Source organism: Ensifer sp. GW101-20A05 (genome assembly GCF_059424735.1).
Window position 1 is genome coordinate 1 of sequence record NZ_JBWKZT010000011.1, and the last position, 18496, is coordinate 18496.

Annotated in this window: 14 protein-coding genes and 2 pseudogenes; 2 read left to right on the forward strand and 14 right to left on the reverse strand. The window is 63.8% G+C overall.

Annotation, left to right across the window (positions count from 1 at the left end):
• From AC070A_RS23735 to AC070A_RS23775, 9 genes and pseudogenes are all read right to left on the reverse strand, one after another.
• Positions 1 to 103: pseudogene (locus AC070A_RS23735) on the reverse strand (molybdate ABC transporter permease subunit); the annotation flags it as partial.
• 118 nt (positions 104 to 221) lie between these two features.
• Positions 222 to 1223: a sulfate ABC transporter substrate-binding protein gene (locus AC070A_RS23740; RefSeq protein ID WP_425988230.1), complete on the reverse strand. Its 1002-nt coding sequence runs from the start codon at positions 1221 to 1223 to the stop codon at positions 222 to 224.
• Positions 1224 to 1583: 360 nt separating this feature from the next.
• On the reverse strand, positions 1584 to 2642 hold the full coding sequence (locus AC070A_RS23745) for a D-TA family PLP-dependent enzyme (protein ID WP_492384395.1): 1059 nt from the start codon (positions 2640 to 2642) through the stop codon (positions 1584 to 1586).
• Positions 2643 to 2746: 104 nt separating this feature from the next.
• Complete coding sequence (locus tag AC070A_RS23750) at positions 2747 to 3832, reverse strand: ABC transporter ATP-binding protein (protein WP_057251337.1); 1086 nt, start codon at positions 3830 to 3832, stop codon at positions 2747 to 2749.
• Positions 3829 to 4764: a PfkB family carbohydrate kinase gene (locus AC070A_RS23755; RefSeq protein WP_113133821.1), complete on the reverse strand. Its 936-nt coding sequence runs from the start codon at positions 4762 to 4764 to the stop codon at positions 3829 to 3831. The genes AC070A_RS23750 and AC070A_RS23755 overlap by 4 nt, the downstream gene beginning before the upstream one ends.
• Before the next feature lie 3 nt (positions 4765 to 4767).
• The gene (locus tag AC070A_RS23760) at positions 4768 to 5784 is read right to left on the reverse strand and encodes an SIS domain-containing protein (protein WP_112996892.1); all 1017 of its coding nucleotides are present in this window, start codon (positions 5782 to 5784) and stop codon (positions 4768 to 4770) included.
• Between the two features lie 5 nt (positions 5785 to 5789).
• On the reverse strand, positions 5790 to 6635 hold the full coding sequence (locus tag AC070A_RS23765; protein ID WP_492383860.1) for a carbohydrate ABC transporter permease: 846 nt from the start codon (positions 6633 to 6635) through the stop codon (positions 5790 to 5792).
• Positions 6635 to 7516 (reverse strand): carbohydrate ABC transporter permease, encoded by an 882-nt coding sequence (locus AC070A_RS23770; RefSeq protein ID WP_057251333.1) that lies wholly within the window; start codon positions 7514 to 7516, stop codon positions 6635 to 6637. Before AC070A_RS23770 ends, AC070A_RS23765 begins: the two co-directional genes overlap by 1 nt.
• A 180-nt stretch (positions 7517 to 7696) precedes the next feature.
• The gene (locus tag AC070A_RS23775; protein WP_057251344.1) at positions 7697 to 8935 is read right to left on the reverse strand and encodes an extracellular solute-binding protein; all 1239 of its coding nucleotides are present in this window, start codon (positions 8933 to 8935) and stop codon (positions 7697 to 7699) included.
• A 232-nt stretch (positions 8936 to 9167) separates the two neighbouring features.
• Between AC070A_RS23775 and AC070A_RS23780 the strand changes: the two genes are divergently transcribed.
• On the forward strand, positions 9168 to 10397 hold the full coding sequence (locus tag AC070A_RS23780) for an ROK family transcriptional regulator (protein WP_057251332.1): 1230 nt from the start codon (positions 9168 to 9170) through the stop codon (positions 10395 to 10397).
• Positions 10398 to 10408: 11 nt separating this feature from the next.
• On the opposite strand, the gene AC070A_RS23785 is transcribed toward AC070A_RS23780, so the two are convergent.
• Positions 10409 to 11329, reverse strand: a complete 921-nt coding sequence (locus AC070A_RS23785) for a LysR substrate-binding domain-containing protein (protein ID WP_057251331.1) — start codon at positions 11327 to 11329, stop codon at positions 10409 to 10411.
• Between the two features lie 133 nt (positions 11330 to 11462).
• On the opposite strand from AC070A_RS23785, the gene AC070A_RS23790 reads away from it, so the two are divergent.
• Entirely contained in the window at positions 11463 to 12140 is a 678-nt protein-coding gene (locus AC070A_RS23790; protein ID WP_492383861.1) for an isochorismatase family protein, read from the forward strand.
• 76 nt (positions 12141 to 12216) lie between these two features.
• Here AC070A_RS23790 and AC070A_RS23795 read toward each other — a convergent pair whose 3' ends face one another.
• The 4 genes and pseudogenes from AC070A_RS23795 to AC070A_RS23810 all read right to left on the reverse strand — a co-directional run bounded on the left by AC070A_RS23795 (position 12217) and on the right by AC070A_RS23810 (position 18413).
• Entirely contained in the window at positions 12217 to 13470 is a 1254-nt protein-coding gene (locus AC070A_RS23795; protein WP_492383862.1) for a Zn-dependent hydrolase, read from the reverse strand.
• Positions 13467 to 14003 (reverse strand): L-2-amino-thiazoline-4-carboxylic acid hydrolase, encoded by a 537-nt coding sequence (locus AC070A_RS23800; RefSeq protein ID WP_112996889.1) that lies wholly within the window; start codon positions 14001 to 14003, stop codon positions 13467 to 13469. The genes AC070A_RS23795 and AC070A_RS23800 overlap by 4 nt, the downstream gene beginning before the upstream one ends.
• A 206-nt stretch (positions 14004 to 14209) precedes the next feature.
• On the reverse strand, positions 14210 to 16765 hold the full coding sequence (locus AC070A_RS23805; protein ID WP_492383863.1) for a spermine/spermidine synthase domain-containing protein: 2556 nt from the start codon (positions 16763 to 16765) through the stop codon (positions 14210 to 14212).
• Between the two features lie 66 nt (positions 16766 to 16831).
• Positions 16832 to 18413 (reverse strand): annotated as a pseudogene (locus tag AC070A_RS23810) (arylsulfatase).
• Positions 18414 to 18496: the final 83 nt, after the last annotated feature.

The following is an 18496-nucleotide window of genomic DNA, read 5'->3' on the forward strand; positions in this document are numbered from 1 at the left end:
TCAGCACCAGCCAACTCAGCGTGATCCCGAGCGACAGCCCAAAGCCAGGCAAAACACTCGGCTGGCGAAATCGCCAGGGCGCAGTCTTCGTCGCTTCCGTCAATGACACTACCTTTACAAAGCTCGCGAGACGTAGTGAACCGCGCTTCGTGCCAAGGGCCCGGCGCGGCGCAAAGCAAGACGCGCGGCCGGATTGTCCGGCCGCGCGTCCAAGGTCGGTCTTATTGGCCCGGCTTGTAAAGCTGGTCGAAGACGCCGCCGTCGCCGAAGAATTTCGGCTGGGCTTCCTTCCAACCGCCAAAATCTTCGATTGTGACGAGCTTCAGGTCGCCGAACCGCTTGATATCAGCCGGATCGGCCGCTGCCGGCTTGAACGGCCGGTAGTAATGCTTGGCCGCAATCTTCTGACCGGCATCGCTGTAGAGGTAGCCGAGATAGGCTTCCGCCACCTTGCGGGTGCCCTTGGCGTCGACGTTGCCGTCAACGAGCGCCACCGGCGGTTCGGCCTTGATCGAGATTGACGGCGTGACGATCTCGAATTTGTCGGGGCCGAGTTCCTCGAGCGACAGATAGGCTTCGTTTTCCCAGGCGAGCAGCACGTCGCCAAGGCCGCGCTGCACGAAGGTCGTCGTCGCGCCGCGCGCGCCGGTATCGAGCACCGGAACATGCTTGAAGAGTTCCGTCACATATTCCTGCGCCTTGGCGTCATCTCCGCCATTGGCAGCCCGGCCATAGGCCCAGGCAGCCAGGAAGTTCCAGCGCGCGCCGCCCGAAGTCTTCGGGTTCGGCGTGATCACCTGGATGTCCGGCTTCACCAGATCGCCCCAGTCCTTGACGCCCTTAGGGTTGCCCTTGCGCACCAGGAATACGATCGTCGATGTGTAAGGCGCGCTGTTGTTCTCGAACTTCGTCTTCCAGTCCGCCGGGATTTTGCCGGTTTCCTTGGCGATCGCGTCGATATCGGCTTCGAGCGCCAGCGTTACGACATCGGCCTGCAGGCCGTCGATGACGGAGCGGGCTTGCTTGCCCGAGCCGCCGTGCGACGTCTGGATCGTCACGGTTTCGCCAGTGTCGGCCTTCCACTTCTCAGCGAAGGCAGCGTTGAAGTCCTTATAGAGTTCACGTGTCGGATCGTAGGACACGTTCAAGATCGTCGTGTCGGCAAACGCAACACTCGCAGCTCCCAGCTGCAGGCCCCCGAGCACAATTGCCAGTCCCACCATTCCGGTAATTCGTCCAAAGACCATTTCGACCTCCATCGGTTACCAGATAAAACTATCAATTTTATCGACTGCTACAACGCAAACAGATGACCCTGAGGGCGGCAAACGGGAAATGTCCTATCGTTCTCGCCGCCTTTTCGGGAACGGTTTGCCTGCAACCGCCCAGTATGGCCGTGCCGGCCCGCCAAGGTCATTAGATGGAGGGCGCGATGCCGGTGTCCAGTGGACGCGCGTCGATTCTCCTTTCGAGCGTTTGCTGGACCAGCCCGTCGAAGAGCCTTCAGCCCTGCATTTCTGGCGAATGCGCGGTTCTCCCGGCGAGCACAGATTTCTGCAGAATAGGGTCTCTAAGGCGCGATTCTAAAGCACGCGGCCGCGGGCGACGATCGGCCAGGTGTCCTTGAGCGTGGCGCCTTCGACGATGTGGACCGCATCGACCATGTTGGTCACGACGCAGGCATGATTGGGCACGATGCGCAGCTGATCACCGACCTTGAGGTTGATCGGCCCATCGGTGACGAGGCGGCCGTGTTCCTCCGAGAGCTGGTCGATGCGGATGTCGTCGCGGCCAAGAACGTGGCCGTAGCCGGTGAGCCCAAGCAGATCCGAGGTCAACACCTTGCTGCCGGCATCGATGATCGCGCGGTTTTCGGAGGGGACCGAGACGACGGTCGCAAGCACGGTCAGCGCGCAATCGTCCCAGCTGGCGACACCGCGCGAAACCAGGGAGCGGTCGTTGTAGATATAGGTGCCCGGCCGATACTCGCTGGCAACCGGCGCACCGGCGGCATGCATCATGCTCGGCGTGCCGCCTGAGGTGATCACCGGCACCGCGTTGCCGTCGGCTTCGATCAGGCTTTTTGCTTCGCTCATGAAGGCCTGGACCTTTGCCTCGCCGTTGACGGGCGGATAGGTCATCAGTCCACCGAAGACGAGCCCTTGGGCATCGGCGATCCGCCGCGCCAGCCGGGCCGCCGCCTCGGGAGCTCCAACGCCACAACGATCGGCGCCGGTGTTGCATTCGACGAAGACTCGAAGCGGCTTGTCCTTGCCGGCGAAATAGCCCGCAAGCCCGTCGATGACGGTCTCGCTGTCGGCGACGACGGCAAGCGCGACGCGGCCATTGAGCCGCTCCAGCCGTGCCATCTTGGCCTCGCCGAGAATGTTGTAGGTGATCAGCACATCCTGGATCCGGTCGCTGCCCTCGACCATTGCTTCGGCTTCGGTCACCTTCTGGCAGGTGATGCCAACGGCGCCGGCCTCAAGCTGAAGCTCGGCCATCTGCGGCAGCTTGTGCGTCTTGATGTGCGGGCGCACGCGAATGCCATGTTCATCGGCATAGGCCTGGAAGCGCTCGATATTGCGCTTGGCAATTTCGAGGTCGACGAGAACGGCCGGCGTTTCGATCGGCAGGGGCATCGCGGTCACTTCCTCTTCTCGCGCGGGACAACGTGTGATGAACGATTCTCACAAGAAGGAAAAGGCGTTGCCAAAGCAATCCCGGTCGTCGCCCGCAGGCACCCTCAGTCTTTCGCCAGCGATCGGCCGGTGTCGGGATCGAAGAGATGAAGGGCATCCGCCTCGATCGTGAAGGCGCGCTCTTCGCCCGACAGAACCGCACTGCGCGGTGGCAGGCAGGCGGTGATGCGCTGGTCGCCGATCCGCGCCGTGGTGACGAGTTCGGGACCGGTCAATTCGACCACCTCGACGCGTGCCTTGAACTGCGGCACCGGCTCGTCACCAGCGGCAAGTCGCAGCGCTTCCGGGCGAATACCAGCCTTGACGCGCTGGCCATCGGAGACAACGTTGCGGAGGCGTGCCGGCAGGGCGATCGCCTGGCCGTCGCCGGCGATTTTCAACCGACCTTCCACAACGGTCGCATCCAAGATGTTCATCGGCGGCGAGCCGACGAAGCCGGCGACATAGAGCGTGGCCGGGCGGTCGTAGATCTCTTCCGGCGTGCCGAGTTGCTCGATCCGCCCGTCACGCATCACCGCGATGCGGGTCGCGAGCGTCATCGCCTCGATCTGGTCGTGGGTGACGTAGACGATCGTGGTCTTCAGCATCTGGTGCAGGCGCTTGAGCTCGGTGCGCATCTCCATGCGCAGCTTGGCGTCGAGGTTGGAGAGCGGCTCGTCGAAGAGGAACACCTGCGGATTGCGCACCAGCGCCCGGCCGATGGCGACGCGCTGGCGCTGGCCGCCCGAGAGCTGGCTCGGCTTGCGGTCGAGCAGGTTCTCGATTTGCAACAGCTTTGCCGTCTCCGCCACCGCCTTTTCGCGCTCGGCCGAGGGGACCTTGCGCATTTCAAGGCCAAAGCCGATGTTCCTTGCAACGCTCATGTTCGGGTAGAGCGCATAGGACTGGAACACCATGGCGATGTCGCGATCCTTCGGATGCGCGCCGAGAATGGATCGGTCGCCGATGCGGATATCGCCGCCGCTCGGCTCCGCAAGCCCGGCGATGATGTTGAGCAGGGTCGACTTGCCGCAGCCGGAGGAGCCGAGCAGCACCAGGAACTCGCCGCTCTCGAGATCGATGTCGATGCCCTTCAGCGTCTCGACCTCGCCATAGCGCTTGTGAATGTTCTGAATGGCGAGTGCGCTCATGCGCCGGTCTCCTGAAGGTAGGACGAAAGCGGTTTGCCGTAGCTGCGCGGCAGGGTGGAAATCGCCTCCGAGGCGATGGCGACGCCGGTGCGAAGACAGGCCTCCAGAGGCATCTCGGCGGCAAGGGCTGCCAGGAACCCGGCATTGAAGACGTCGCCGGCGCCGATGGTATCGACCACAGTAACCGCTGGGGCGGCGGCCGATGAAAGACGGCCTTGCGCATCGATAGCGATCGCGCCATGGGGACCACGCTTGACGACGACGATTGCGCCTTCGGGCATGTGGTTCCTGAGCTCGTGGGCTGCCTCGGTCGGGTCGGAGAGGCCCGTCAGCGTGGTCGTTTCAACCTCGTTGAACAGTGCGAGCCGGCAACGCTTGAGCCAGCCCACGGTCGCCGCGCAGTTCGTTTGCGTCCAGCCGTCGAGCGGCCAGCCGGTGTCGAGCGCGACAGCGATGTCGTGGGCATCGGCCCAGTCGAAGAAGCGGTCATAGTCCGATGTCAGCGCATCGGTCAGGAAGGCACCGGTCAACAGCGCATAACCACCGCGGAGCTTCTCGCCGTTGAGCATGGTGCGGACTTCGTCGAAGCTGAGCAGCGGCAGATGCCCACGCGTCGTGAAGAAGGTGCGCTCGCCGTCGGGATGGGTGATGCCGACGGAAAGCGTGGTCCCGACATTTTCGACCGGCCAGGACTTGGACCGCGCGGGAAAAGCCTCTTTCAACCAGGTGCCGAACTGATCGTTGCCGACATTGGCGGCGATCGCGTAGTCGACGCCGAGGGAATCCCAGGCGAGCGCGCTGTTGCCGGCGCAGCCGCCGACACGCAGCTCGTCGTGGTCGACGATGATTTCGGTTCCGGCTTTGGGCCAGGGGGCCGCCGGCCCGAGGATGAGATCGACATTGGCATTGCCGACCACGGCAAGAGGACGCATCGTTTATTCGCTCCGGGTGATCTTGGTCGAGCGCACGGGAGTGCCGGCATTCTCGACACGCGACGCCGCAAAGGCGATCATGAAGGACTGGGCGACGGGCAGCATGGCGAAGATCGCCGCCATGCCCGCGGCCGGCGCAAAGGGAATGGTGGTGACGCCTTCGATGGGCGCCTCGCCGGAGGCATCGAAGACGATGACCGGCGAGCCGGCTTCGGCGGCGGAAAGCGCCATGGCTTCTACAAGGCCGGCGGTCGGATCTGTCGCGCGGAAGAGCACAACACCGACGGATGGACCGAGCATTTCCATCGGGCCGTGGCGAAGCTGGCCGCCTTCAAGCGAGAAGCAGGGCAGGCGGGAAAGCTCGGTCAGGCCGAGGCCGATCGCTTCGGCGAGGCCTTGCAGCCGGCGGCCCGAAGTTACAACGGATCGGACGCTGTGCAGGGCTTCGAGTGCCGCCGACGTATCGGGCGATTGCGGGTTTTCCAATGCGTGAAGGGCATCGGCCGGATCATCAGCGAGGGCGGCGAGAATGGCGAGGTGCAGGGCGAAGCTGATGGTCAGGCTGCGGGTGGCGGCAAAGGCCTTTTCGGTTCCGCCAACGCCGACCAGAGAAGGCGCATTGCTGGCGAGGAAGGAACCGCCTTCAAGCGTCAGTCCGAAGGTGTGCGGCGTTGCGCCATTGGTTTCGCTGAACCAGCGCAGCACCTCGGCGCTTTCGCCGGACTGCGAGGTGATGAGGATCGTCTTGCCTTCGATGACAAGCGGCTGGCCGAGTTGTTCCGAGAGCGGCAGGGCAATGGCGTCGATGCCATGGGCGCGGTAGAGCGGCTCGACGGCGCGACCGACGGCATGCGAGCCGCCCATGCCGAGCAGCAGCAGCTTGCCGGTAGACTTCAGTGAGGCAGCGACACTGGCCGCCATCGCTGTCGCCTGGTGCACGGAGGCGATGGCGTCGGAGGCCTGACGCGCCATTTCGCGATCGATCGCGACGAGCCCGGCGGGGCGTTCCGAATTGGTCATAGCCGTCATCCTTTGACGCCGCCGCTGGTGAGCCCGGAAATGAGGGCACGCTGCATGACGAGACCGATCAACACCGGGGGCAGGGCGGCCAGCACCCCGGCTGTGGCGATCAGCCCGTAATCGGAGACACGGCCGCCGGCGAGATCGGAAATGGCAACCGTGAGGGTCTTGGCGCGCAGATCCGACGTGAAGAGCAGCGCGTAGAAGAATTCGTCCCAGGCGAGCAGGAAGGCAAAGAGCGCCGACGTCGCCATGACGGGTGCCGCGAGCGGCAGGGTGATGAGCCGGAGGATCTGGTCGAGACGGGCGCCGTCGATCATCGCGGCACTCTCGATTTCCTTCGGGATGGAATCGAAGCCGGATTTCAGCAGCCAGGTGGTGAAGGGCGCCAGAATGGTGAGATAAACAAGCGCGAGGCCGAAGACCGAGTTCAGAAGGCCGAGATAGGCAAGCCCCATATAGAGCGGCACGGCAAGCGCTACTGGCGGCAGCATGTAGGTGGCGATGACCGCATAGAGCGACCAGGAAACGTTGGATGTGCGCGATACCGCCCAGGCGGCGGGAATGGCGACCGCGATCGCCGCCAGCGTCGCCATCCCGGCAACCTTCAGGCTGTTGAAGAGCGAGGTAGTAAAGGCGGCGCCGGTGCTGTTTTCGATCGTGGACAACAGCAGGCGGTAGCGCGACAGATCGATCTCGTTGGGCCACCAGTTGAGCGGCTTGGTCGAGAGGTCGGCGGCCGACGAAATGCTCATGACGAAGAGCCAGAGAATGGGGGCCAGGATGATGGCTGCCAGCAGGAGAGCCGCAGCATAGACGAAGGCGGTGAAAACCGGGTTCTGGCGTTCCATCAGGATGCTCCTGCGGCTTTGCGCACCATTGCTGCATAGGCGACGGCGAGTACGGTGACGAGCAGCGTGACGATCAGCGCCAGCGAGGCGCCCGATCCGGCACGCTGGAAGGAGAACGCTTCCTGGTAGACGAGGATCGATAGCGTGCGCGTGCTGTTGGCCGGCCCGCCGCGGGTCATCACCCAGATCAGGTCGAACACCTTGAAGGCCTCGATCGTGCGCAGCACCAGGGCCACCAGCAGGGGACCCGCCAGATACGGCATGATGACATAGCGAAAGCGATTGAGCGGACCCGCGCCATCGACGAGCGAGGCGGCGGTGATGTCGCGCGGCACGGCCTGGAGTGCCGCGAGCGCGATCAGCGCAACCAGCGGAAAGTTCTTCCAGCAGTCGGCGATGATCAGCGCCGTCAGCGCCGAGCCGGGTTCGCCGAGCCAGGAGCGGTAGCTGTCGATCAGGCCGATTTGCGTCAAGGCGGCGTTGAGCGCGCCATATTCCGGATTGTAGATCAACCGCCAGAGCGTGGCGTTGACCACCGTCGGCAAAGCCCAGGGCAGGATCATCAAGGCTCTGAGAGCCGTGCGCCCGCGAAATTGTTGATTGAGCAGCAGGGCTGCGAGCACCCCGAGCACCATTTCAGCGGTGACCGAGACGACGGCGAACCAGGTCGTCGTCACGAAGGCGCGCAGGAAGTTCGAGCCGCCGAGCATCTTGGCATAGTTGGCGAGGCCGACGAACGTGCCTTCCGTGCCGACGAGCCTGGCGTCGGTGAAGGAAAGCCTGACCGTATCGATCAACGGCCAGCCGATGACGGCGATCATGACCACCAGCAGCGGCAGCATGAGCAGCCATGCGCGCGTTGTTATCCAGGTGCCGGACATAAGATGGAAACCTTCTCGGGCCTAGGGAGCCCCGTCATGCTATCGCATATTGCCCCGGATCGTCATCGACCCAAGCGAATGATGCACCAAATCAAAGTGTTAAAGCGCGTGGATGCCAGCGCTACCGCATAATTCCCGCGGTCCCCGGGCGGTTACCCGCCCGGGGCTTGGGAGGGCGGCTCAGAGGCCGCTGTTTTCGGCCGCCGTCTTCAAGGCGTCCTCAGGCGAAGCCTGGCCGAGCAGTGCTTCCTGGATCGCCTGCTGAAGCGCAGTCGAAAGTTCCTGGTATTTCGGTGTCGTCGGACGCGGATACATGGCCGCGAGGCCGAGCTTGGCGGCGCCGATCAGCTCTTCCTGGCCCTTGGTGACGCTGGCATCTTCGTAGGAAGAGGCCCAGATCGGCAGGCTGAGCTTGGCGTAGGCATTCTGCGTCTGCTGCGAGGTCATGTAGACGATGTACTTCCAGGCCTCGTCCGGGTTCTTGCTGGTCGAGGTGATGCCAAGACCCATCGAGCCGTTGACGGCGGAGACTTCGCTCTTGCCGGCAACGCCCGGCGCCGGCACGACGCCGACCTTGCCTGCAACCTTGCTTTCCTTCGGATCGTTGGCGAGGTTGTACATATAGGTCCAGTTGAGAGCGAAAGCGGCTTCGCCGTTCTGGAACACCTTGCGGACATCCTCCTCCAGAAACTCCTTGGAGTTGGGATTGGTGAGGCCCGAAGAGTAGCTCGCCACCATGTAGTTGAGCGCGTCGAGGCCGCCACCGGACGCGAAGGCCGGCTTACCGCCGTCAATGAACTTGCCGCCGTAGGCGCTGACGAGCGTGGTATAGTCGCAGATCGCGGCTTCGGCCTGCGACCAGCTCCAGGCGATCGGGGTCGCGAGCAGACCCTTGTCCTTGATCACCTTGGCCTGTTCGGCAAGCTCGTCCCAGGTCTTCGGCGGCGCCTTGATGCCGGCCTTCTCCAGGATTTCCTTGTTGTAGAACAGGTATTTGGTGTCGAGGATCCAGGGCATGCCATAGCGCTTGCCGTCATATTCGACGGTCGTCCAGGCGCCCGGCAGCACGCCGGATTTCATCTCGCCTGTGATGCGGTCGGTCACATCGACGAGCACTTTGTTGCTTGCATATTCGGCCGGCCAGATCACGTCGAAGAGCACGACGTCGTAGCCGCCGCCGGAACCCTGCGCCAGCACGGTCTTGTCGTGCAGGCCCTCATAGGGCACGAATTCGAGATTAACCTTCACGTCCGGGTTGGCCTTGGTGAAGGCCTCGGTCATGGCGCGCACATCCGCCTCGCTATAGGCGGCCTGGGCCATGAAGAGGGCGTTGAGCGTCGTTTCCGCATGCGCGTGGCCGACGAAGGAGACGCCGGCGAGGGTCGCGCAAAGCAAGGTGGTTCTTATCGATTTCAACATGATTTCCTCCAGTAACTTGAGCGTTTCAGCCTTCTTCGGCGCGCCTCTGCGATGCGCCGTATGCGAGAAGTCCGTCCGTTTCCGAGCGGCCGTCGACATATCCATCGGAGCGCCCGCAGCGGTGCTTGCCGCTGCTTTCGTTCCCCCGGAGCTCTTTTGGGCTCCTATTAAGTCAATTGTCTTGACTTATTTTTTGTTCAATATTCTAACAGTGTCAAGAGGGGTTTTTTGGATGAACGATATGCGCCTGATCCGGGCGAAGAGCGGCACCAACCAGGAGGGGACGAGCGCACACAACCGGCGCGTCATGATCGACGCGCTGCGGCTGAACGGTCAATTGTCCCGGGCGGACCTTGCCCGCGCGACGGCGCTCACGAAGCAGACGGTCTCCAACATCATCGAAGACCTGGAGCGGGACGGGCTGGTCGAATCGCTCGAGGCGGTGCGCAACGGCCGCGGGCAACCTTCGACGCCCTATCGCCTGGTGCCGGAGGGTGCTTTCGCGATCGGCCTGCAAATTGACAGGCATGTGACGCGGACCATCGCTGTCGATCTCGTCGGCCGGGTGCTCGCCCGTGGCGAGGCCAACCTGCCGGTCGGTGGGCCGGCGACAGGCGTGCGGACGATCCTCGAACTGATCGAGAAGACCCGCCGTGATCTCACGGAGATCGCGCCGCAATCGGAGGATCGCCTCGTCGGCCTTGGGGCGGCGATGCCCGGCCCCTTCGGTATCGAAGCCGACGACGACGATACCTGGATGATGGCGGCGTGGCAGAATTTTCCGTTGCTCGAGACGCTTGCGACCGGCACGGGGCTCGATGTCGGCTTGCAGAACGACGCGGCCGCGGCCGCTACTGCCGAGCGCATGGTTGGCGCTGCGCACGGTGTCGACCATGCCATCTGCATCTATCTCGGCTATGGCCTTGGCGCCGGGCTGATCCTCAACGGCGAGCTCTACCGCGGCGCCAATGGCAATGCCGGCGAGATCGGCATGATCCTCAGCCTGCCGCGTGGCGCATCGCTGGACGAACGCACGCCGCTCGAACATCGCGCTTCGATCGCCTCGCTCTGCAGGCTGCTCGACCTCGATCCCGCCGATCCTGAGCTTTACGCCCATATCGATGCGATTGCCGCCGGCCCGGACGAGCGGGTGCGGCGCTGGCTCGATGCGGCGGTCTTTGAACTACGCGCCGCCGTTCAGGCGCTCGAAACGATCTTCGACCCGCAGACGGTGATCCTGTGCGGTGGGCTTCCGCCGGGGCTCGCGCGCCTGTTGGTCGAGGCGATGATGCCGCTGCTCCCCTCGATCGCCGATCGGCGAGACCGCAGTCTCCCGCGATTGCAGATCGGTTTCACCGATCCCTGGGCGGTGGCGATCGGTGCGGCGGCAGAGCCGATCAGCCGCACGTTCGATCCGCGCTTCTCCGCGATCTTGAAAACACGAGAGCACGCCACGGTGTAATGGCGCGACCGTCAGGTTCTGGGCTCGTCCAGACGGGCAAGTTCAGCATATCCGGCGGCCAGAAAATCGAGCAGGGCGCGCACCGAAGGAAGCAAACCCCGGCGTGAGGGAAAGACCGCGTGAATGATGCCGGCCCTCGGCGCCCAGTCGGGCAGCACATCGACAAGCGTGCCATCCTTCAGGTCTTGCCGTATCACCATCTCCGGCAGTTGGCAGATGCCGACACCGCGCAGGGCGGCAAGCCGCAACGTCACCATGTCTTCGGTGGCGAGCCGCGGCCGATGGCGCACGATTGCGGTTGCGCCGCCGGGGCCCTCCAGCCGCCAGTCGTGCTCCGGGCGATCAGGGTTCCAGGCAAGGCTTGGGAAGGCGGCGAGGTCGGCCGCCATCAACGGCTTGCCGATGGACGCGAGCAGCCCCGGGCTGGCGACCAGCCGCTGCCGGCTCTCGGCAAAACGTTTGACGACAAGATCGCTTTCTTCGAGTGGCGGAAAGCGGACGCGGACGGCGATGTCGATGCCTTCGCGTAGCACGTCGGCGCGCCGGTTGGTGCTTTCGAGCACGACCTCGACCTTCGGGCATTCTGCCATGAACCGGGCGATCATTTCTGCGACCTGGAAATAGACCACTGAAGAGGGGCAACTGACATGGACCACGCCCTGTGGCTCGGATCGCATGCGCTCGATCATCTCCTGCGCCGCTTCGGCTTCCACCAGCATGGCGACGCAATGGCGGTAATATTCCCTCCCGATCTCGGTGATGACGAAATGACGCGTCGAGCGCTGCACCAGCCGCACCCCGAGCCGCTCTTCCAGAAGGCCGATGCGGCGGCTCAAACGTGAGCGCGGCATATTGAGCTTTCGGGCGGCAGCGGCAAAACCGTTCTGCTCGACCACGTCGACGAATAGCTTGAGATCGTTCAGGTCCTGCATGAGTAATTGTCCTATTTTCAGGACATTATAGCTCGATATGGCCGTCTACTGCTAGGTTTGGTGCAGGGATATCTTCTCCTCAACGCCAACCACCATGGATGGGGTGGTTGCTCAACCGAAAAGGAGCAAGACCATGACACCTGCAAACTTCAACGGACAGCGCCCGGTCATCGACCCCGATGACGCCGTGATGCTTCTGATCGACCACCAGAGCGGCCTGTTCCAGACCGTCAACGACATGCCGATGCCGAAGCTGCGCGCCCATGCGGCGGCACTCGCCAGCATGGCGACGCTGACCAAGATGCCCGTCATCACCACGGCCTCCGTGCCGCAGGGCCCGAACGGCCCGCTGATCCCGGAAATCCATGCCAATGCGCCGCATGCCAAGTACGTCGCCCGTCGCGGCGAGATCAATGCCTGGGACAACCCGGATTTCGTCGCCGCGGTGAAGGAAACCGGCCGCAAGACCCTGATCATCGCCGGCACGATCACCAGCGTCTGCATGGCCTTCCCGGCAATCAGCGCCGTCCATGATGGCTACAAGGTCTTCGTGGTTGTCGATGCTTCGGGCACCTATTCGAAGATGGCTGAGGAGATCACCCTTGCCCGTGTCGTTCAGGCCGGCGTGGTGCCGATGGATACGGCGGCAGTCGCCTCCGAACTGCAGCGCACCTGGCACCGCGACGACGCCCAGCAGTGGGCAGAGATCTACACCAAGATTTTTCCGGAATATCAGTTGCTGATCGAGAGCTACCAGAAGGCGCAGCAGGTCGAAAAGGACCAGGAACAATTGGACTCGCAGCGCGGCTAAGAACGCAGGCAAGCCGTGAAACCGGTTTGCAAGCACCCACGGCAGACTGTCTGCCGTGGGTGCTTGGCTTTATCGGTCAGCGCCGGTCGAGTTCCAGGATGGTCTGGAACAGAACCTCTGCGCCACGGGCGCACTCTTCGGGCGCGGTGTATTCCGCTTCGTTGTGCGACAGCCCGTCCTTGGAAGGCACGAAGATCATTGCGGTCGGCATGATCGTCGCGATATGCGCCGCATCATGCCCGGCACCGGAAACGACGTCCGTGGCCGAATAGCCGAGCGCTTCCGCGCTGTTGCGGACGGCATCCACGATCGATGGATCGAAGACGACCGGCGCTTTCGACCAGATGCGCGTCAGTTCGGCGCTTGCCCCGACGCTGCGGACGGTATCCTCCAGCGCCGCCTGCATCCGATCAAGCCCGGCCTCGGACGGGTGACGCATGTCGGTCTGAAGCCGGACGGTGCCGGGCACGACATTGCGCGAATTGGGACCGACATCGACGAAGCCGACGGTTCCGACACCGGGCGGATTTTCGCGGGCGATGTTGCGGACGGCGAGCACGATTTCGGCCGCGGCGACAAGCGCATCGTCGCGCTGCGCCATCGGCGTGCTGCCGGCATGGGCCTCGGTGCCGGTGACAGTGATATCGAACCAGCGCAGCCCCTGGATGCCGGTGACGACGCCGATCTCGGTTGCGGAGGCTTCCAGCAGCGGTCCCTGCTCGATATGGAGCTCGACATAGGCGGCGAAGACGGCCGGCGCGACCCGTGCTTCGCCGCGATAGCCGATGGCGTCGAGCGCCGCGCCGACCGTGACGCCGTCTCGGTCGGTGAGCGCGTGCGCCGCATCGAGCGAAAGCGCACCGGTAAAGACGCCGGATCCCATCATCGCCGGCGAGAAGCGCGACCCTTCCTCGTTCGTCCAGTTGACGACCGTCAGCGGGTGGCGCAGCCGGGTGGAGGTTTCCTTGAGCGTGCGCAGCACCTCAAGGCCCGCAAGCACGCCGAGGATGCCATCGAACCGGCCGCCCTGTGGCTGCGTGTCGAGATGGCTGCCGACGGCAATTGCCGGCAGCGACATGTCTTCGCCCGGATAGGTCGCGAAGATATTGCCGATGCCGTCGACTTCGACCGTGCAGCCGAGCGTCCGGCACGCGGCGACGAACCAATCGCGGACCTCACGGTCCTCCTCAGTCAGCGTCAGGCGGGTGACCCCGCCTTTATCGGCGGCGCCGAAGCGTGCGGTCGCGACGATGTCGTTCCACAGCCGGTCGCCGTTTGTAACCGGCGTGTTGATGCGCTTGGGCTCAGTGCGCAAGGCTTCGGCGCTCATTTCGGCTGCTCCGGTGCGTCCTTGTTCAGCTTGTAGCGGAAGTCGCAATGGGAGGCACCCTGCATCACCGTCTGGGTGCGCTCCAGCGTGATGCGCGGATCGTAGCCGGTACAGAAGACGCCGTCGCGGTTGCAGGAAAGCAGGTGCCCGATATGGCCGAGCCCCATCTCGCGATAGGTTTCGGCGTAGCGACAGCGCTTCACATTGTAGTGGAATTCCTCATCCGTCGCCTTGGTCACCTCGATGACAAGCGCGTCGTCCTGCGTCCAGAGGTCCTGCAGTTCCTGGAAGGTGCGCAGGTTGGTGCCGCCAGGCGTCTTTGCCGCAAAGGTCCTGCCGGCTTCGATCGCGGCCTTGGTGATCGCCTTGTCGAGGATTGCTTGCGCGCGCTCCTCGCCGATCTCCTCGCGCATCGCCTCATAGATCGGCGCGATGATGCCGGCCTCGATGCGGCGGCGCGCGAGTATGCCGATCTCGCCATCCATTGCCGCCCGCGAGGTGGTTTCGGTGTTTTCTTTGTCCGTCTTTTCCATGGAATGCCTCCCTGTCTGCCACAGGGCAGAACAACGGCGGCAGGATACTACGTGGGCAATGCCTCTGTGTTGCAAATCTGTGCCGGGGGTATTTCGCGTCGTGCAAAAATTTTGCGCTATTCCGCGATTATGCAGGAATCAATCTTAGCCCGACCGATGCCACGCGAACTGCAGTCGCGTGGGGGCCCGGATTCGGCTGTGCGCAATCAGCGCTCGCTGCTCGAAACGAACCAGCGGTAATAGGGATTGTCCGGCTCCACGCGCATCAGCAGTTCCATGTCACGCGCCCATTCGTCGCGATAACCGGCATAGGCGTTGAGCGAAGCCTGATAGAACAGCATTAGCCGGTTGTGGGCGTCCGCTACGGATTTCTCGAGCGCCGCGTCCGCTCCGACGAGCGGTGCCTTGCTGCGCAGGCCGACGAGCGCTGGGAGTGTGCGCTGCAACTCGTCGGGACGAACCCAGCTTGCATATTCGATCCGCGGCTGGTCGTCGGTGACAGGCTGCGCCGGTCCGGCATAACGATCAAGCCCAGCGCGGTCGGTCATCCAGGTCGCGAGCAGGTCGGCCGCACCACCTATGCCGACTTCCCTGAACGCCGCAGCGACGGACGGGTCGGCCATGCGCTTGGCAATGCGCGCGACGTCGAGCGCCTGTGGTTCGACGGAGCCGACGAGCAACATCTCGTGCAGCTCGGTCGACCAGAGCGAGGCATGCGGGAAACTGTCGAGGAAACTGCGCACGAGCGCGCGCGTGTCCTCGTCGTTCTGAGTGGCGATCGGCAGCCATTGCGCAACAAGACCGTTTGGCGCGAGGCGTTCGCGTGCCAGCTTGTAGAAGTCGGACGAATAGAGATTGACCACGCCAGCAGCCGATGGCGGCGGCGGTTCCAGCGTGATGAGATCGTAGCGCTCCGCGCTGCGCATCAGCTCGCGGCGACCGTCTGCAACGCGCACTTCGAGGCGGCTATCCCCTGCCGCGTTGAAATTGCCGGCAAACAAGGTCGAGGCGCGGGCGACCGACGGCAGCAGTTCGGCAGCGACGCGTCGGTCGAGCCCAGGATAGGCAAGCAATGAGCCGGCGGTAATGCCGGTGCCAAGCCCGATGACGAGCGCCGATTTCGGCTCGCCCTTGTGGATCATGAGCGGCAAGAGCGCCTGCAGCCGCATGTAGCGCAGCGACGGCATGGCGTCGCCGGTGTTGGACACGCCTTGGATATAGAGGCGGCGGAAGCGCCGGTCCGGCTGGCCCTGTTCGATGACGGCGACCGTCGCACCGAGACCCTCCTCATAGGAGACGATCATGCCGTTGCCGCGTGAGAGATTGAGCAAGGTGGCCAGCCGGTCCGATGGCACCATCACGGCGATCAGCACGGTGACGACGCCGAGCGCTGGCGCCGCAAGGCGCCAACCCTTCCAGCCGGTTGCCCCGCGGCTGGCTGCGATGACGCCGATGATGGCTGCAGCGACGGCGAGAACGGCGAAGCTTCTGACGATACCGAACGACGGAATCAGCACAAAGCCGGTCAGAAGCGTGCCGGCGATGCCGCCGAGTGTGTTGAGCGCCAGAACGCGCCCGGTGTCGCGACCGACATGATGAGGATCGACGGCGAGCCGCAGGGCGACTGGGAAGGCGGCGCCGAGGATCAGCGTCGGGACGAAGACGATCGTGAGCGCCGCGACGAGGAAGCGTGCGCACATGCCGGCAAAGATGCTGCCAGTGATACCGGCGATGGCTGCTTCCGCGCTGGCCTGCAACGCCGTCAGCCAGGGGCCGAGCAGGGCAAGCTCGGCCAGCGCCACGAGGCCGGCCAGCGTGATGAGCAGGCCGAAGGCACTCCAGGGATCCGACAGGCGGTCGGTCCGGCGCGCAAAGAGTGCGGCGCCGAGCGCCAGCCCGGCGAGATAGGTGGCCAGCACCACGGAAAAGGCAAAGGAACGGGTGGAGATGAATTGCACGATCGCCTGCGACCAGGCGACCTCATAGCCGAGGGCGATGCCGCCGGCGATCGCGTAGAGGAGCAGCGCCAACCTTGAACCAGCGGTGCCCTGCGCCGGTATCGGCATATCAGCTTGCGCGTCTTCGCGAATCGCGGTCGTGCTTAGCGATAGCGCGATCGCCGCGGCGCCAAGCCCGAGGCCGGCGGCGGCAAGGCCGCTTGCCTGCACGCCGAGAGTGGGGATGAGAACGAAGGAGACCGCAAGGCAGCCGAAGATGGCGCCGAGCGTGTTGGCGGCATAGAGCCGGCCGCCCTTTGCGCCGACGCCTCTCGGCGCCCCTTTGAGCGCTCGCAACAGCAAGGGGAGGGTGCCGCCCATCAGGAAGGCGGGTGTAGCGACGATCAGGATCAGCAGGGCCCAGGCGGCGAATGCTGTGGTGTCCTCGATTGCGACGAAGAGCGGCGCGATATGGGAAAGGATGAGGGTGACGCCGGCGCCGAGCACGGCCACACCGGTTTCGAGCAGGGCATAGAGGCGGAGCGGCTGTCGGGAGCGGTCGCCAATGCGCCCGAGGGCGAAGCTGCCGAGCGCCAGGCCGAGAAAGAAGGCGCTGACCCCGGTGCTGACCGCATGGACATCAATACCGGTGATGAGCGAGAGCTGCTTGATCCAGAGAACCTGGAAAACCAGCGCCGCGGTGCCGGAGAGGAAGAGCATGAAGGCGGCGATTGCCGGCGCGACGTGTGCCCGCGGTCTCGCCAAAGGGTCTTCAATCGACCCCTCGTAGGCGATCGTTCGAGCGGGCTGAATGTTCTTCGTCATCGCGGCACGCCATATTTAGCAAAAGTGAAAGAGAAGGCGGTGCGAGACGCCGCCCTCTCAAGAGCGTTATTGTGCCGGCCGGGTCTTCGCCAGGATCTCGTCGATCTTCTGGTGCACGCTTTCTTCGATCTGGTCGACCGAGAAGCTTGCCGGCTTCTGGCTTGGCGGATACGCGACGAAGGTTTCGAGGAATGCCGCCGATTTCCCCACCGCTTCGGCGAAGAGATAAGCGTTTTTCGTCCGCCAGTCGTTGTACTGATCAGAGACGATATCCGCCCGCTCGTAAGGGTCCATGCGCAGGTTGAAGATCTTTGGAACGCGCAGGCAGGTGAAAGGATCCTGCCAGACGTCGAAGCCACCGGGCTTGCGCATTTCGCAGAAGACGGCTTTCCAATTGTCCCAGCGCATGCCGACGAGCTTGGCGTCGTCATTGAAGTAATAGAACTCGTTGCGCGCGCTCTTCGGCTGTTCGCCGGTGAGGTAGGGCAACTGGTTGTAGCCGTCGAGATGCACCTTGAAGGTCTTGCCGCCGAGGTCGGCGCCCTTCAAGAGCCGCTCCTTGATGTCCTTGTCACCGGCTGCTGCAAGCAGTGTCGGGAACCAGTCGAGACCGGAGAACATGTCGGTGGAGACGCCGGGCTTGATCTTGCCCGGCCAGCGGACCATCGCCGGGACACGGAAGGCGCCTTCCCAGTTGCTGTCCTTTTCACTGCGGAACGGTGTGGTTGCCGCGTCCGGCCAGGAGAACTGGTTCGGGCCGTTGTCGGTTGTGTAGACGACGATGGTTGTCGGCGATCTTCAATTCGTCGAGCAGGTCCAGAAGCTTGCCGACATCGTTGTCGTGCTCGATCATGCCATCGGCATAGTCGTTGCCGGGCATACCGCTCTGGCCCTTGTATTGGTCGCGCACATGGGTGAAGAGGTGCATGCGCGTCGTGTTCATCCAGGTGAAGAAAGGTTTCTTCGCCTCCGTCTGTTTCTTAATGAACTCCATCGCCGCGGCGGTCGTCTCGTCGTCGATCGTTTCCATGCGCTTGCTGTTGAGCGCGCCGGTGTCCTCCACCTTGCCGTCCGCGAAGGAATGCAGCACGCCGCGTGGCGCGTAAGACTTGAGGAACGCGGGATCGTCCTTCGGCCAGTAGGGCCGCTCGGGCTCCTCCTCGGCGTTCAGGTGATAGAGGTTGCCGAAGAACTCGTCGAAGCCGTGGGCTGTCGGCAGGAAGCGGTCCTGGTCGCCGAGGTGGTTCTTGCCGAATTGGCCGGTGGCATACCCAAGCGGTTTCAGCGCCTGGGCGATCGTTACGTCGCGGTCCTGGAGGCCGACTGGGGCACCGGGAACGCCGACCTTGGACATGCCGGTACGCAGCACCGTCTGCCCGGTGATAAAGGTGGAGCGGCCGGCGGTGCAGCTGTTCTCAGCGTAATAGTCGGTGAACACCATGCCGTTGCGCGCGATCCGGTCGATATTGGGGGTCCTGTAACCGACGACGCCGAAGGAATAGGCGCTGATGTTGGTCTGGCCGATATCGTCGCCGAAGATCACAAGGATGTTCGGCTTGGCGGCATCCTGCGCAAAGGCCGACGGTGCCGAAGCGGTGATGGTCGACATCAGCACGGTGCCGGCCAGTGCCAGCGCCTTCGGCTTCATCGACCGCTCGACGGCGCACGCCGCGAGCCTCCCAAGCCTGGTCTTCAAATCGATACTCATTTCAAGTCTCCCTGAGGCCGCAA

What these genes read in the sequence shown, in the direction of transcription:
- AC070A_RS23740 (WP_425988230.1), bottom strand. Translation starts at nt 1,223, where the DNA reads ATGGTGGGACTGGCAATTGTGCTCGGGGGCCTGCAGCTGGGAGCTGCG.
- AC070A_RS23745 (WP_492384395.1), bottom strand. Translation starts at nt 2,642, where the DNA reads ATGCCCCTGCCGATCGAAACGCCGGCCGTTCTCGTCGACCTCGAAATT.
- AC070A_RS23750 (WP_057251337.1), bottom strand. Translation starts at nt 3,832, where the DNA reads ATGAGCGCACTCGCCATTCAGAACATTCACAAGCGCTATGGCGAGGTC.
- AC070A_RS23755 (WP_113133821.1), bottom strand. Translation starts at nt 4,764, where the DNA reads ATGCGTCCTCTTGCCGTGGTCGGCAATGCCAATGTCGATCTCATCCTC.
- AC070A_RS23760 (WP_112996892.1), bottom strand. Translation starts at nt 5,784, where the DNA reads ATGACCAATTCGGAACGCCCCGCCGGGCTCGTCGCGATCGATCGCGAA.
- AC070A_RS23765 (WP_492383860.1), bottom strand. Translation starts at nt 6,635, where the DNA reads ATGGAACGCCAGAACCCGGTTTTCACCGCCTTCGTCTATGCTGCGGCT.
- AC070A_RS23770 (WP_057251333.1), bottom strand. Translation starts at nt 7,516, where the DNA reads ATGTCCGGCACCTGGATAACAACGCGCGCATGGCTGCTCATGCTGCCG.
- AC070A_RS23775 (WP_057251344.1), bottom strand. Translation starts at nt 8,935, where the DNA reads ATGTTGAAATCGATAAGAACCACCTTGCTTTGCGCGACCCTCGCCGGC.
- AC070A_RS23780 (WP_057251332.1), top strand. Translation starts at nt 9,168, where the DNA reads ATGAACGATATGCGCCTGATCCGGGCGAAGAGCGGCACCAACCAGGAG.
- AC070A_RS23785 (WP_057251331.1), bottom strand. Translation starts at nt 11,329, where the DNA reads ATGCAGGACCTGAACGATCTCAAGCTATTCGTCGACGTGGTCGAGCAG.
- AC070A_RS23790 (WP_492383861.1), top strand. Translation starts at nt 11,463, where the DNA reads ATGACACCTGCAAACTTCAACGGACAGCGCCCGGTCATCGACCCCGAT.
- AC070A_RS23795 (WP_492383862.1), bottom strand. Translation starts at nt 13,470, where the DNA reads ATGAGCGCCGAAGCCTTGCGCACTGAGCCCAAGCGCATCAACACGCCG.
- AC070A_RS23800 (WP_112996889.1), bottom strand. Translation starts at nt 14,003, where the DNA reads ATGGAAAAGACGGACAAAGAAAACACCGAAACCACCTCGCGGGCGGCA.
- AC070A_RS23805 (WP_492383863.1), bottom strand. Translation starts at nt 16,765, where the DNA reads ATGACGAAGAACATTCAGCCCGCTCGAACGATCGCCTACGAGGGGTCG.